At 67.2% G+C, this 14022-nt stretch carries 11 protein-coding genes; 9 read left to right on the forward strand and 2 right to left on the reverse strand.

What is annotated here, in order from left to right; genetic code table 11:
- Positions 1 to 65 precede the first annotated feature (65 nt).
- The 6 genes from hpnE (at position 66) to ABZ827_RS05460 (ending at position 7946) form a co-directional block, all read left to right on the forward strand.
- Positions 66 to 1436 (forward strand): hydroxysqualene dehydroxylase HpnE, encoded by a 1371-nt coding sequence (gene hpnE, locus ABZ827_RS05435; RefSeq protein WP_357233071.1) that lies wholly within the window; start codon positions 66 to 68, stop codon positions 1434 to 1436.
- Between the two features lie 31 nt (positions 1437 to 1467).
- Positions 1468 to 2142, forward strand: a complete 675-nt coding sequence (locus ABZ827_RS05440) for a TetR/AcrR family transcriptional regulator (protein WP_357233073.1) — start codon at positions 1468 to 1470, stop codon at positions 2140 to 2142.
- Positions 2136 to 2648 (forward strand): SRPBCC family protein, encoded by a 513-nt coding sequence (locus ABZ827_RS05445; protein ID WP_357233074.1) that lies wholly within the window; start codon positions 2136 to 2138, stop codon positions 2646 to 2648. The genes ABZ827_RS05440 and ABZ827_RS05445 overlap by 7 nt, the downstream gene beginning before the upstream one ends.
- 296 nt (positions 2649 to 2944) lie before the next feature.
- Entirely contained in the window at positions 2945 to 4543 is a 1599-nt protein-coding gene (locus ABZ827_RS05450; protein WP_357233076.1) for a GMC oxidoreductase, read from the forward strand.
- A 134-nt stretch (positions 4544 to 4677) separates the two neighbouring features.
- Positions 4678 to 6900: an acyl-CoA dehydrogenase gene (locus tag ABZ827_RS05455; RefSeq protein WP_357233077.1), complete on the forward strand. Its 2223-nt coding sequence runs from the start codon at positions 4678 to 4680 to the stop codon at positions 6898 to 6900.
- Between the two features lie 92 nt (positions 6901 to 6992).
- Positions 6993 to 7946: a nitronate monooxygenase family protein gene (locus ABZ827_RS05460; protein ID WP_357233079.1), complete on the forward strand. Its 954-nt coding sequence runs from the start codon at positions 6993 to 6995 to the stop codon at positions 7944 to 7946.
- A gap of 24 nt (positions 7947 to 7970) precedes the next feature.
- Here the strand turns inward: ABZ827_RS05460 and ABZ827_RS05465 are convergent, their stop codons facing one another.
- Positions 7971 to 10247, reverse strand: coding sequence for a glycoside hydrolase family 3 C-terminal domain-containing protein (locus ABZ827_RS05465; RefSeq protein ID WP_357233081.1), 2277 nt, complete (start codon positions 10245 to 10247; stop codon positions 7971 to 7973).
- Positions 10248 to 10343: 96 nt separating this feature from the next.
- Entirely contained in the window at positions 10344 to 10895 is a 552-nt protein-coding gene (locus ABZ827_RS05470; protein ID WP_357233083.1) for a dihydrofolate reductase family protein, read from the reverse strand.
- Between the two features lie 603 nt (positions 10896 to 11498).
- Between ABZ827_RS05470 and ABZ827_RS05475 the strand changes: the two genes are divergently transcribed.
- The 3 genes from ABZ827_RS05475 to ABZ827_RS05485 all read left to right on the forward strand — a co-directional run bounded on the left by ABZ827_RS05475 (position 11499) and on the right by ABZ827_RS05485 (position 13948).
- The gene (locus ABZ827_RS05475; RefSeq protein ID WP_357233085.1) at positions 11499 to 12074 is read left to right on the forward strand and encodes a hypothetical protein; all 576 of its coding nucleotides are present in this window, start codon (positions 11499 to 11501) and stop codon (positions 12072 to 12074) included.
- Positions 12075 to 12585: 511 nt separating this feature from the next.
- The gene (locus ABZ827_RS05480; RefSeq protein ID WP_357233087.1) at positions 12586 to 13560 is read left to right on the forward strand and encodes a helix-turn-helix domain-containing protein; all 975 of its coding nucleotides are present in this window, start codon (positions 12586 to 12588) and stop codon (positions 13558 to 13560) included.
- 55 nt (positions 13561 to 13615) lie between these two features.
- Complete coding sequence (locus ABZ827_RS05485) at positions 13616 to 13948, forward strand: hypothetical protein (protein WP_357233088.1); 333 nt, start codon at positions 13616 to 13618, stop codon at positions 13946 to 13948.
- The last annotated feature ends 74 nt before the right edge of the window (positions 13949 to 14022 follow it).

Here is a 14022-nt window from a genome sequence, read left to right on the forward strand (position 1 = left end):
AAACGAATGTATTGATTGCGTTACATTGTGTCAATGACGGGCTCGACGAGGTCTTGGAGAAGAACATGAACGATTCCCGCCGGTATGTCGTAATAGGCGGTGGGCTGGCCGGGCTCGCCGCGGCCGTATGGCTGGCGGAGGCCGGGAAGCAGGTGACACTGCTCGAGCGGCGGGCCCGGCTCGGCGGACGGACCCAGGCCATGCGGGTTCCGGAGGTCGGGGATATCCCGGACAACGGTCAGCACGTGGTGGCCAGCGGCTACCGCAGCCTGTTCCGGTACCTCGACAGCGTGGGCACCCGCGAACATGTGGAGTTCCCGGGCGGCGGGACACTGCGCTGGCCCGGCGGACGGGCAGTGCGGCTGCACACCAAGGGTTTTCGTGCTTTCCGGACGCTACTCGGCGCGCATCCCGATGCGGGAGTCCTCGAGCGGCTGCGGGCGCTGCGGGCCACCGCGCGGCTCGGCCGCCAGGCGCTGTTCCAGCCCGCCGACCTGGCCGATATCACCACCGAGCAGTGGTTCGAGCGCGTCGGTATGCCCACCAAAGCCCGCGAGGCGCTGTGGGATTGGCTGGCGCTGGGGATCGCGGCCGAACCGGTGCAGCGCGAATCGGCCAAAGTATTCGCCGATGTGCTGGCCACCGGTATCCGGATCGGGGCGCAGGACCGGGTCGGGGTCACCATCGGCTATCCCACCGTTGACCTGGACACCCTCTACATCACCGGCGCCGAACGGGCATTCGAGAAATACGGCGTGGACGTGCGTTACCGGACGGTGGCCCGCCGGATCGTTGTCACCGACGGCCTGGTGACCGGGGTGCAGCTCATGGACGGCACCGAGATCCCGGCCGATGCGGTCGTGTGCGCCGTACCCAATTCCCGGATCCACGGTCTGCTCGACGATCTGCCCGAGCACGCCGAAATCTACGCCGCCGCCGATAAACTGGGTGTTACGCCGATCGTCAGCACCAACCTGTACCTGGACCGCCCGTTGCAGACGAAATCGGCCATGGAGGCCCTGATCGGTGGGACGGGCGTGATCGACGAGGTATTCGACCGGCAGCGGATGCATCGCCGAACTCCGGACGGCGCCTGGCTCTACTGCCTCACCACCAGTGGCGCCTACGAGCAGATCCACAAGAGCAACGACGAGATCGTCGAGGAACAGCTGGCGCTGATCCGCCGCTACTATCCGGAAGCCGAGGCGGCCGAACTGGTCCACGCGCAGGTCGTGAAAATGCCCAAGGCGACCTTTTCGCAGGTTGTGGGCACCGACGGTCTGCGCCCGGATCAGCGGACCTCGGTGCCGAATCTGATGCTGGCCGGTGATTGGACCCGGACCGACTGGTCGGCCACGATGGAGAGCGCCGCACAGAGCGCGGAGCGGGCGGTACAGGCGCTCCTCGAGTACGCCTCGAACGCCGGGCGGCGATGAGACAATGAAACGCGGTCTATAATTCCGCCGCATGTTCCGTAGCTATGACGAGGTCGACGAACGGATTCTCGACGCCACCCTGAATCGGATTCTGCAGGTCGGCGTCCGGCGGAGCAGTCTGGACGATATCGCGCGCCGCTGCGGGATAAACCGGGTGACCATCTATCGCCGCTTCTCCAGCAAGGACGCCTTGATCGAAGCGGCCCTGTCCCGGGAGATCGGGCGGATACTCGCGGAGGCGACGACGATCGCGTCCACGACCGAGGGAACCGATGCCCAGATCGAGGAGACCGTACTGTTCGTCCTCCGGCTCACCCGGACCCATCCGCTGGTCACCCGGTTGCTCGCGGTGGCGCCGGAGGAGGCGCTGGGGTTCTACACGGTCCGCGGTCAGGAGATGGTGTCTCAGGGGATCGAATACATCGCCGGTGTGCTGACGGCCGGGCAGGAGCTGGGTGTGCTGGCCCGTTACGATCCGCGGCCGATAGCGGAACTGGTTGCCCGGATGGCACATTCGCTGATGCTGACGCCGACCGCGGGCGTGGATTTCGACGACGAGGATACGGCTCGGTCCTTCATCCGGACCGTTATCGTGCCGCTGATGAAATACGGCATCCGGTCCGGGTGTGACGCGGAAGCCGATACTTCGGCGGAGTGCGCGAGATCGACAACGACGAAGGCCGACAAGGAGTCAGAGCCGTGGTGAAGATAACCCGGACCACCGAGGTGTCCGGCAGCATTGTGGTGGATACGGATCCGGATACCGCATACGACGCGGTGAGTGATGTGACGCAGATGGGCCGGTGGAGTCCGGAGAACACCGGTGCGGTGGTCGCCGAACCCGGCCGGCCCGCGTATCCGGGTATGACGTTCGTGGGGGCGAATCGGCGTGGTCCGATGCGGTGGCATACCGAATGCACGGTGACCGTGGCCGAACGGCCGAGCCGGTTCGCTTTCCGGGTACGCCGGTGGGGGCTGTGGAAACCGATGCTGCGGGTGGCTGTGGCCACCTGGGAGTACCGCTTCGAAGAAGTTTCCGGCGGAACCCGGATCACCGAGATCTGGTACGACGACCGGACCCGCTGGCCGGATACTCCCGCCCTGTGGTTCGACCGGGTGGCCACCGGCCGGCGGGGGTTCGCCGAATTCCAGGAAGGCAATATCCGCCGGACGCTGGATCGGCTGAAAGTGGAACTCGAAAGCGCTCGCTGAATGACCGTACCCGCTCGTACCTGCGCTGGACAGTTGTCCAGGTCACTATGGGTGAACCAGGTAAATTACTGCTGAGCTGGTGTGATAAGGCTCCTCGAGATCGATTGGACGCAGTTGGGCAATCGACCGATAGGTTCTTGACACTCTGTGTGACATGTATCTACTTTTGAGCCCGCTCGCGGAACCCGTCGCGGGCACTCCGCTTGTCGGCTGTCCCGGCCGCTGCGCGCGCCGGCGGTGCAGCGACGGCGCGCCCACGCGCGGAGTCGTGTGCACAGCAGGTACGGAGGTCGGTCTTGTCCGCAATTTCTCGGCGCACTTTCCTGGGGGGTGCCGCCGCGGCGGCAGGTATCGCGGCGGCAGGTTCGGGAGTCGCCGCGGCGGACAGCACACTTCGGCTCCCGCGCCGGCGAACCCCGGTGGTACGTGAGCAACACCGGGTGATCGTGATCGGGTCGGGCTTCGGCGGTGGGATCGCCGCACTGCGCCTGGCCCAGGCCGGCGTTCCGGTCCTGCTGCTCGAGCGCGGGAAACGGTGGGCCACCGGACCGAACGCGAACACTTTCGGCAACCCGCTCGAGCCCGATAAACGGCTCCTGTGGCACGGCTCCGATCCGCAGTTGTTCGGCAAGCCTGCCGTTTTCGACCCCTACACGGGCTTGCTCGATGCGGTGGCCGGCGAGAACATGACCGCGCTGTGCGCCGCCGGCCTCGGCGGCGGTTCGCTGCTCTACCAAGGGATGTCGCTCCAGCCCACCGAGGCGGTTTTCAACACCCATTTCCCGCAGGAACTCGACTGGCGGTCGATGGACCGGGTCCACTATCCACGCGTCGCGTCCATGCTGCAGCTGGCGGTCGCCCCGGATGAGCTGATCGCGCATCCGAACTACAAGGCAGCCCGGGTATTCGCGCGTAATGCTTCGGCAGCCGGTCTGCCGGTATCCAAGATTCCGATGCCCATCGACTGGAACTACGCGCTCGCCGAGACGCGCGGTGAGATGAAGGCCGCCTACTCCAACGGGGCGGGAGCATTCGGCGTGAACAACGGCGGAAAGCATTCGGTCGACGTCACCTACATCGCGGCGGCCGAAGCCACCGGACTGGTCGACGTGCGGGTCATGCACAACGTGACCGAGGTGGAGCGCGGCGCGGACGGACGCTGGATCGTGCACGTGGACAAGACCGACGAGAACGCGCGCGTGCTGGAGCAGAAGGTGCTCAGCGCCGAAGCGCTCATCATGGCAGCGGGCAGTCTCAATACGACCGAGCTGCTCATGCGGGCAGCCGGAAAGGGCCTGATCCCGGATATGTCCGACGGCCTGGGCACCGGATGGGGCACGAATGCCGACCGGATCTATACCTGGACGAACCTGGCCGAGGATTTCGGCGCCGAGCAGGGTGGACCGGTCGTCTACGGCAGCCTGAACTGGAACGATCCCGCCACGGCGCATACCGTGATCCAGGCATCGATACCGCCGCTGGGGACGGATGCCCGGACGACGATGCTGGTCGGATACGGCGTCAGTGATGCGCGCGGCCGCTTCGTCTACGATTCGGCCACCGACAGTGCCCGGTTGTCCTGGCCCGCCGACGGTGACGCGGCGATCCAGTACGGGCAGATCGAGAAAACCGTGCACAAGGTGGCCGGTCCGGCGTCCGTGGTGGGAGATACCAACCGGGCCTTCCCGTCCACCTGGCATCCGCTCGGCGGCGCGTGCATGGGTTCGGTCTGTGATCTCGAGGGGCGGGTGCTGGGACAGCGCGGACTTTATGTTCTGGACGGTGCCCTGCTCCCCGGAAATGCCGCCGCCTGCAACCCCTCGATGACCATCGCCGCTGTTGCCGAGCGAGCCATGGACAAGCTGGTCGCGCAGGATGTGGGGTCGATTATCTGACGGTGTTCCGGTCGTGGATGCGGGACCCTGCAATAGCGCGGATTTGCCACACGTCGAGTAGAACGTGTTCTAATCTGGTTGTCCCGCACCGAACCGGGATCGTTGGTTCGACCCCCTCTACCGGAGTGATAGCCGTGCCTGTAGCCCTGACTGCCGACCAGACGGCGTTGGCCGAAACCGTCACCGGATTCGCCGACCGATACGCGGGCCGGGAATACACACGCAAGAACACCGATCGCCTGAAACAGGGCCTCCGACCGGAGTTCTGGCCGGACCTGGTCGCGCTCGGGCTCACCGGCGTGCATCTGCCGGAAACAGTGGGCGGTCAGGGCGGAACGCTCGACGACCTGGCCGTCGTACTCGCCGAGTCTGGCCGTGCACTGCTGCCCGGCCCGTTGCTGCCGACGGTTGTCGCGAGCACGGTGCTGCGCGAAGCAGTGGGGGAGGACTCCGCAGCCGAAGCCGTGTTGCGGCGATTCGCCGACGGCGCCACCGGTGCGCTGATCGGGCCGGAACATGCCGTCGTCACCGGAATCGCGGACGATCGCACCGGATCGGGACTCAGCGGCGAAACCGGTCTGATTCTCGGCGCCGCGTCCGCCGAACTCTTCCTGGTGGCAGCGGCCGCGGGCGCGGAGACCCGGTGGTTCCTGGTCGAACGCGATGCCGCGGGTGTCGAGGTGGAGGCGAAAGACGGCGCAGATCTGGGCCGCGATATCGGCGTGGTCCGCTTCCGGGACGTATCCGTGGCCGTACCGGTCGAACTCGATACGGATCGGGCGGTCGCTGTCGCGGTCGCGTTCCTGGCGGTGGAGGCGTCCGGGGTCATCCGCTGGTGCTGCGATACCGCGACCGAATACGTCAAATCGCGCGTACAGTTCGGCCGGCCGATCGGCGCCTTCCAGGCGGTGCAGCATCGCACCGCCCAGCTGCTGATCACCAGTGAGCTGGCCACGGCGGCCGCCTGGGACGCTGTTCGCGGTCTCGGTGACGAGGCCGGGCAGCGGACCCACGCCGTCGCTGGTGCGGTGCTCAGCACCCTCGGAAACGCGGTGCACGCCGCGGTGGAATGCCTCGCCCTGCACGGTGCCATCGGCTTCACCTGGGAGCACGATCTGCACCTGTACTGGCGGCGCGCGATGGCCCTGGCGGGTCTGGCCGGTCCCGTGGAGTCGTGGGAACTGCGGCTCGGTGAGGCCGCTCTGCACGGTCCCCGTAATTTCGCCGTCCCGCTGCCGGAAACGGATTCGTCCTTCCGCGAATGGGTTTCGGAGATCCTGGACCGGGCGGCGCAACTGGACAATACGAACCCGTCGAAGATCGGGGACGACGATTCGGTGAATACCGGCCCCCGGCGCGCCCTGCTCGCCGAGAGTGGTCTGGTATCGCCGCCGATGGCCCAGCCCTATGGGATCGAGGCGGGTCCGCTGGAACAACTGATCCTGCAGGACGAATACGACCGGCACGGGATCGCCCAGCCGTCGATGGGAATCGGGCAGTGGGTGGTGCCGATCGTGCTGCACCGCGGCACACCTGACCAGCTCGCCCGGCTGGCCGGACCGGCGCTGCGTGGTGAGGAGATCTGGTGTCAGCTGTTCAGCGAACCGGAGGCGGGGTCCGATGTGGCGTCGCTGAGCCTGCGGGCGACCCGGGTGGACGGCGGCTGGCGGCTGCAGGGACAGAAGATCTGGACCACTCTCGCGCACCGTTCCGATTGGGGGCTGCTGCTGGCGCGCACCGACCCGGACGCGGGCCGGCATGCCGGGCTGACCATGTTCCTGGTCGATATGCACGCCGACGGTGTCCAGGTGCGGCCGATCGTGCAGGCCAGCGGTGACGCCGAATTCAACGAGGTGTTCTTCGACGATGCGTTCGTCCCGGACGAGATGGTGCTCGGTGAGCCCGGTCAGGGCTGGGCGCTGACCCTGGAAACGCTGGCGCAGGAACGCTTGTTCATCGGCGGGGTGCGGGATCCGGGCCACAACAAGCGGATTCGCGGCATTATCGAACGCGGTGAGTACGCCGGTACCCGGGACGACGCGGTGCGTACTCTCGGCCGGATCAGTGCGCGGGGCGCCGCGATCTCGGCGATGAATCTGCGAGAAACGATCCGGCGGCTGGACGGCCACAGTGTCGGGCCGGCCACCAGTGTCGCCAAGGCCGCCGCGTCCATCTTGCATACCGACGCCGCGGCCGCGGCGCTCGGACTCATCGGCCCCGCGGCCGCGCTCGGGGAAGCGGTATCGGAGCCGGTGCACCACGAACTCGATATCCCGACCTGGGTCATCGGCGGCGGAACCCTCGAAATCCAGCTCAACACCATCTCGACGTTCGTGCTGGGACTTCCGCGGAAGTAGTACCGGAAGCGCTTGTCAGCCGGTCTGTGTGGCGTATCCCTCACTGCCCGAGCGATAACTGATGGCATGCGCCGTCTGTTAGTGTCGGTTTCGTGACCGAGCGACTACCCGCGATCTTGCGCGCGAACCTGCGCCTGCCCGTTATCGCCGCCCCGCTGTTCATCGTGTCCGGCCCCGAACTGGTCGTGGCCCAGGCGAGGGCCGGCATCATCGGATCCTTCCCGGCGCTCAACGCGCGCACCACGGATCAACTGCGCGAATGGCTCACTCGGATCACCACCGAACTCGGTGCGGCTCCCGATGCCGCCCCCTATGCGGTGAACCTGATCGCGCACAAGAGCAACGGCCGCCTGCTCGAGGATCTGGCGATCCTGGAGGAGTTCCGGGTTCCGATCGTGATCACCTCGCTCGGTGCCCGCCCCGAATTGAACGAGCGCATCCACGCCTACGGGGGTGTGGTGCTGCACGATGTGATCAACAACGTCCACGCACGCAAGGCGATCGAGAAGGGAGCCGACGGACTGGTCGCGGTGGCGGCCGGCGCCGGCGGCCACGGCGGGACCATCTCGCCTTTCGCGCTGATCCGTGAGATCCGCGAATGGTTCGACGGCCCGGTGGCGCTCTCGGGTGCGATCGCGCACGGCGACAGCGTGCTGGCCGCCCTGGCCGCCGGAGCCGATTTCGCCTATATCGGTTCGATGTTCATCGCCACCGACGAAGCCGACGCGGAACCCGAGTACAAGAAGATGATCGTGACCGGCAGCGCCGACGATATCGTCTACACCGACTACTTCACCGGGGTGAAGGGTAATTATCTGCGCCCGAGTATCACCGCCGCGGGTCTCGACCCGGACGCGCTGGGGGCGCAAGATGAGACGGGGTCGCTGGAGTTCCTGAGCTCCGACGAGCCTAAGGCGTGGCGCGATATCTGGGGTGCCGGGCACGGTATCGGCTCCGTGGACGAGGTGCGCCCGACCGCCGCTGTGGTGGATCGCCTCCTCGACGAGTACCGCGGCGCCCGGGCACGGGTCGCGGCACTGGGCTGACCGGGGCCGGTCCGCACCACGGGCTCAGTGGTCCGCCGCGGCGGTGTTGGCGCGGGCGAGGAAGTCGTCGAGTTGTTCGGCGGTCATCAGGCCACCGAAGGTGAGCGCGAGGCGTCCGATCGGTATCGATCCGACCATGCGCGCCATATCGATACCCAGATCGGCACCGGCCGCGGCGCCGGAATCTCCGAGCAGCGGTTGTAGCCGCTCGCCCAGTTCCGGTCCGGCGACCGGGTGCGCCAGGACCTCGGCGAGGCTCGATTCCCGGGTCAGTGCCACGGCGACCCGGTCACCGCTGATCGTTACCTCGGCCTGTGCCCGCAGGTCGCGGCTGGAGGCACCGATATACAGCCTGTATTCGCCGCCCTCCACGACCCGGCGGCCGATGCGGTCGTCCCAATAGGCGAATTCATCGCGCGGAATCGTCACGGTGACCTCCTGCGCGGCACCGGGTTCCAGTTCCACTGTGGCGAATCCACACAGCTCCCGGGGTGCGCGCAGCACCGCGGACGATGCCAGGCCGCGGTATACCTGCACGACCTCTCGGCCCGGTCGTGTGCCGGTATTGGTCACCCGGACCGTGATCGTGACGGTCTCCTGCCCGGCGACCGCACGCGCGTCGGCGTACTCGAATGTCGTATAGGACAGGCCGTGGCCGAACGGGTAGGTCACCTCGAGTTCGCGCCGGTCGTACCAGCGGTAGCCGACGAAAATCCCCTCGCCGTACCGGATATGCCCGTGCTCGCCCGGGAAATTGTCGTAGGCGGGCACATCGGTGAGGCGGGTCGGGACCGTTTCGGTGAGCCTGCCGGACGGATCGGCGACGCCGAACAGTAGATCCGCGATCGCGCCACCGGCCGCCTGCCCGAGGAGGGCCGCGTCGAGGACGGCATCGGCGGCGCCGGCGATCGGAGCCAGGCGCAGCACACCGCCGTGTGCCAGCACGACGACCACGCGTGACTGCACCGCGCGCACAGCGTGCAGGAGTTCGATCTGGTCGGCCGGTAGTTCGATATGGTCCCGGTCGAACCCCTCCGACTCCTGTGCGGCGGCCAGGCCCAGGAACAGGACGGCGGTATCGGCGCCCTCGGCGGCCTCGACTGCCTGCGCACGCAGTTCCGGTGCCGCCGATTCGTTCGCGGTATCGAACCCCCGGGCATGAGTGACGGTCGCGGACCCGGCGAGCGCCCGGATCTCGTCCAGCGCGATATCCACCCGGGTGGCGTTGACATGGGACGATCCACCGCCTTGATAGCGGGGTTCGGTGGCGAATTCCCCGATCACCGCGATACTCCCGGTCGGTGCGAGCGGGAGCAGGCCGTTGTCGTTCTTCAACAGAACGGCGCAGCGGGCGGCGACCGCGCGGGCCATCGCGTGATGCTCGTCGATATCCCACTCGGTATCGGGGCGCGCCTCGCCGGCGGCATGAATCGCCAGGGCCGCCGTCCGGCGAGCCGCCTCGGACAGGGCGCCGGCGGGAAGGGTTCCGTCACCCGCCGCGGCGACAACGCGCTGGTCACCGGCGTTGTCCGGGCCGGGCATCGCCAGATCCAGTCCGGCCGCCACCGCGGCGACCCGGTCGTCGACCGCACCCCAGTCGCTCACCACCACCCCGTCGAAACCCCATTCGCCGCGCAGCACGTCGGTGAGCAACCAGCGGTTCTGCGAGGCATACACGCCGTTGATCTTGTTGTACGAGCACATCACGGTCCACGGCGCCGCGTCCGTGACAACCCGCTGGAAGGCGCGCAGATAGATCTCCCGCAGTGGCCGCGGATCGATATCCGAACTGGACCGCATCCGGTCGAACTCGGCGTTGTTGGCCGCGAAATGTTTCAGCGAGGCGCCGACACCCTGCTCTTGCAGTCCACGTACCCAGCCGGTCGCCAGGGCCGCGGTGAGATGCGGATCCTCGGAGTAGTACTCGAAGTTCCGGCCGCAGCGCGGGTCTCGTTTGATGTTGATTCCGGGCCCCAGCACGATCTGCACCCCGGCCGCCTGTGCTTCCCGGCCGACCGCCGCGCCGACCCGGGCGGCGATCTCGGGATCCCAGCTCTGACTCAATCCGACCGCCGGTGGAAAACACGTGGCCGGGATACTCGGTCCGATCCCCAGCGCATCACCACTGTGGGCCGGATCCTGGTGTCGCAGGCCGTGGGGCCCGTCGGACAACGAGATCGACGGGATATCCCCGGCCGGTTCGGTGGACCAGAAGTCCCGTCCGCTGCCCAGCCCGGCGCGCTGTTCGTCCGAGAGCCCGGTGATCAGGTCGTCGGCGGTGGTGTGGACCGGGTCCGGCATACGGCTCCTCCTGGTTGTTTCGGCACTGGTGTCGAACATAGTCGGTGGCGGACCCGCAACCGGGTGATACACGGGCCACCCGGCTCGACCGGCGGCTCAGGATCGCGCGGAACCGTAGTCCAGGTGCACCACACCATTGGCGTAGACGTCGTGTGCTTTGAGCTCGAGCTTGGTGGCATCGACCCCGTCGGCGAAGAGTTTCTCGCCCTTGCCCAGCGCGATCGGGTAGACGAACAGATGCAGATCGTCGACGAGCCCGTCCGCGAACAGACCCCGGACCAAGGTGCCGCTACCGCTGATGTAGATGGTGCCGTCGGTATCGTTCTTCAGCTCGCGGATCGCCCTGGGATCGTAGCTGCCGAGCCGGCGGCTGTTGGCCCACTCGGCCTGCGGCTCATGCTTCCCTACGACATATTTGACCGTGTCGTTGAAGAAGGGCGCGCCCGGGTCGTCCTCGGCGGTGCGGGTGGACCAGGCCGGGGCGAACATTTCGAAGGTGGAGCGACCGAGCAGGATGGCCTTCGCGGCACCGGTGATCGCGGCGAGTGTCTCGCCCATCTGCGGGTCGAATCCGAACTCGAAGGTCCACGACGGATCCTCGTAGACCCCGTCGAGGGAAATGAATTCGTGGACGGCGATGGTTCCCATGATTTTGTCCTTCCATCAGCCCTCGGGCTGTGATCCCAGGGCTTCCGGGTCTGTCCGGCGGCTCCGAGGATCGTTATCGGTCTTGCTGGGGTAGACGCGGGAGCCCGGAATTTCTCATCGGTCCGCGCCGGCAATATCCGCGCGCGGGACCGTCCGCATCATCGGAAAGGCAGTGGCGGGGCTCCCGATCGGTTTCGCCGGCCGCACGGCCACGATGCTATCGGGTGACCTCCGACTTCGCGGAGCCGAAGGTGTGGCCGACGCGGCGAGCAGGGTAAACGCATGGTGGGGGCAGCGGCAACGCCGCACGCGAAGTCCTGCGCGGCGCAACCGGTTCGATCGTGCGTACAGTGTGACCAGGAATTCAGTGTTAACGCCACGGGGCCGTGGGGAAATCAGTGTGAGGACGCGGCGCCGTTCCGGTTCCGCGCAGGAAACAAGGGAAACAGGACTTTCCGAATGGGTCACCCGCAACCACCCAATCCGTACCAGAACCAGCCTGGTCAGCCAGTCCCTCCGGGGCAGCCGTATCCGGGCCAGCCCATGCCGGGCCAGCCGATGGGTGGGCAAGCCATACCGGGCCAGCCGTACCCCGGTCAGCCCATGCCGGGGCAGCCGTATCCCGGTCAGCCCCAGTACGGTCAGCAGCCGTACCCCCCGGGGCAGCCGCAATTCGGGGGGCCGGGCGGCTACGGTCAGCCGCCACGCTCGTCCGGAGGGAGCGGCGGCAAGATCGCGCTCATCATCGGCGGTGTGGCCGTCGTCCTGATCGCGGTCGGGGTGGGCGCCTATTTCGTCTTCGGTGGTAGCGGGTCGGCCGTGGGCGGCGGCTACGACGACCCGAACGGGGTAGCGCAGGCCTGGGTGGACCAGCAGGGCGATCCGAAAGATCTGGTGTGCCAGGCGGGCCTGGACCAGATCGAACAGTACGAGAACCAGAACCCCGCCGCGGCCCCCAGCGGTGTGCCCTCGGATATGCCGGAGCCGGAGACGTCGCTCGAGAGCGTGGACGTGCCCTCGGGCAGCGATACCGGGACATTCACCATGACGATGACCATGGAAATGCTCGGTGAACAGACCACCTCGAAAGCGACCTACGATTTGGTCAAGGAGGACGGCGGCTGGAAGGTCTGCGGGATCCTCACCCCCGATATCGACGTCGACACACCCGGCTTCTGACCCGGGTACTGCCCGCGACCTGTGCTCGGGAACGAGAACCGTTCCCGAGCACAGCGGGCGTACGGCAGTCGCGTTGCGGCGCACCCCGCAGCGCCGCAACTGCGCATTCGTACACCGCGTCCGGCGGAATGGGGCGCGCCGCGGACTGTCGGCGGGCCCCGATATCGACTGGCCCGTATCAGCCGCGGCGGACGGTCGATTCGCCGGACGAGTGCGGGATGCGAGAGATTCGGCGGAGTGGGCCGGATTCGCGAACCGTATCGGTCCCGGGTCGCGCAATGGTCATGGCCGGCCGTTCACCCTCGATCTCCTACGCTCATACGAAAGACGGCGCCTCCGCTCGGTCGCGACGGCACCGCCGTGCCCTGACGTTACGGGGCATATCGGCCCCGGCCGAGGGGCAGACGCGACAGGAAACGATCCATTTGCGACATTCGGCCCGAACCGGCCGCGCGCGACTTAATAGACCGCTCGGTTTCACAGGCGGGTCGTAGCTCCGTATTCTGCGGGCGTGGATGTGGGCATTTTTGTGGTGGACGGTGTAGCCGATTTCGGTCTGGGTGCACTACTCGGTGCGTTCAGCACGGTCAACGCCCTCCGCAAAGAGCTGGAACATCCGCCCGCCGCGTGGAATGTGCGCACGGTATCGCTCGGTGAGTCCGTGCGCTCCGCGAGCGGGAACCTCGTGCCCACCACCCCCGTACACGAGATCACCCGGCCGTTCGACACACTCGCGGTGGCCGCAGTGGATGTGCTGGACCCCGGACCACTGGTCGAACTCGTCTCGGCTCCCGCGCACGCAGAGGTTCTCGACACTATCCGGTATGCGCGCGACCAGGGCGTACATCTCGCGGCAGCGTGTACCGCGACGTTCTTCCTGGCCGAATCCGGGGTTCTCGAGGGAACGCCGGCGACGACGAGTTGGTGGCTGGGGGCGAGCTTCCGCGGCCGCTATCCCGGGGTGGAACTGGACGAGAGCCGCATCGTCTGCCACGCCGACGGGATCACCACAGCCGGTGCCTCGTTATCGCATATGGATATGGCCCTGTCCCTGGTCTACCGGACGAGTCCGGTACTGGCGGAACGCGCGATGCGCTACCTCACGGTCGCTGACCGGCCCAGTCAGGCGGCCTACATCATCCCGGAAGTGGTCGCCCGGGGTAATCCGCTGATAGTCGGCTATGAGCGGTGGGTACGCGAACATATCTCCGACCAGTTCCTGATCACGACCGCCGCACGGGAACTCGGTGTCACCGAGCGCAGCCTGCAGCGGGCCACCCGCGCGGCGCTCGGAATGTCGCCCAAGGATTTCGCCGACGATATCCGGTTGGACAAGGCCACCCGATTGCTCCGGACGACCGGCCTCACGGTGGAGTCCGTGGCACGGGAGGTCGGCTACGTCAACGCGAGCGCATTGCGGGCGCTCGCCCGCAGGCGCCGCGGGGTATCGCTGGCCGAGATCCGGGCCACCCGCGCCCCGTGGTGATCGTTCAGGTACCGAACCCGGTGCCGGTACTACGTTCGATCCTTACACTGGTCGCATGTTTGTTCGACGGCTGACCGCCGCTGCTCTGCTCGTAGCCGCCGCGGCCCTGGGAGTTTCCGCCTGTACCGCCACCGGTTCGGGCGCGACGAGCGAATGCGAGGTCAGCGGCTGCACGGTGACCTTCGACCGGGGCGTGAACGCGAAGGTCAGCGTTTTGGGAGTAGATGCCGAACTCGCCGGGGTCGAGGGGGAGACCGCGCGGATCAAGGTCGCGGGTCAGGAGGTCGTCGTACCGATGGGGTCGACCGAACAGGCGCAGGGCCTGGACCTGACAGTTCGCGAGATCACCCAGGACAAGGTCGTCGTGCAGTTGTCCACCGGGCTCTGACCGCCGATATATCGGGCCGGGCCGTCGGGCTGCATTGTCGGTCGCGGTAGCCGGCGCCGGCTCGGCGTGCCCGA

Origin of the sequence: Nocardia sp. NPDC019395 (genome assembly GCF_040632335.1) — a bacterium.
Classification (GTDB): Bacteria; Actinomycetota; Actinomycetes; order Mycobacteriales; family Mycobacteriaceae; genus Nocardia.

Bases quoted from the DNA above. Each gene is read 5' to 3' on its own strand.
- hpnE (WP_357233071.1), top strand. From the start codon at position 66: ATGAACGATTCCCGCCGGTATGTCGTAATAGGCGGTGGGCTGGCCGGG.
- ABZ827_RS05440 (WP_357233073.1), top strand. From the start codon at position 1,468: ATGTTCCGTAGCTATGACGAGGTCGACGAACGGATTCTCGACGCCACC.
- ABZ827_RS05465 (WP_357233081.1), bottom strand. From the start codon at position 10,247: ATGCCGGACCCGGTCCACACCACCGCCGACGACCTGATCACCGGGCTC.
- ABZ827_RS05470 (WP_357233083.1), bottom strand. From the start codon at position 10,895: ATGGGAACCATCGCCGTCCACGAATTCATTTCCCTCGACGGGGTCTAC.
- ABZ827_RS05475 (WP_357233085.1), top strand. From the start codon at position 11,499: ATGCCGGGGCAGCCGTATCCCGGTCAGCCCCAGTACGGTCAGCAGCCG.
- ABZ827_RS05485 (WP_357233088.1), top strand. From the start codon at position 13,616: ATGTTTGTTCGACGGCTGACCGCCGCTGCTCTGCTCGTAGCCGCCGCG.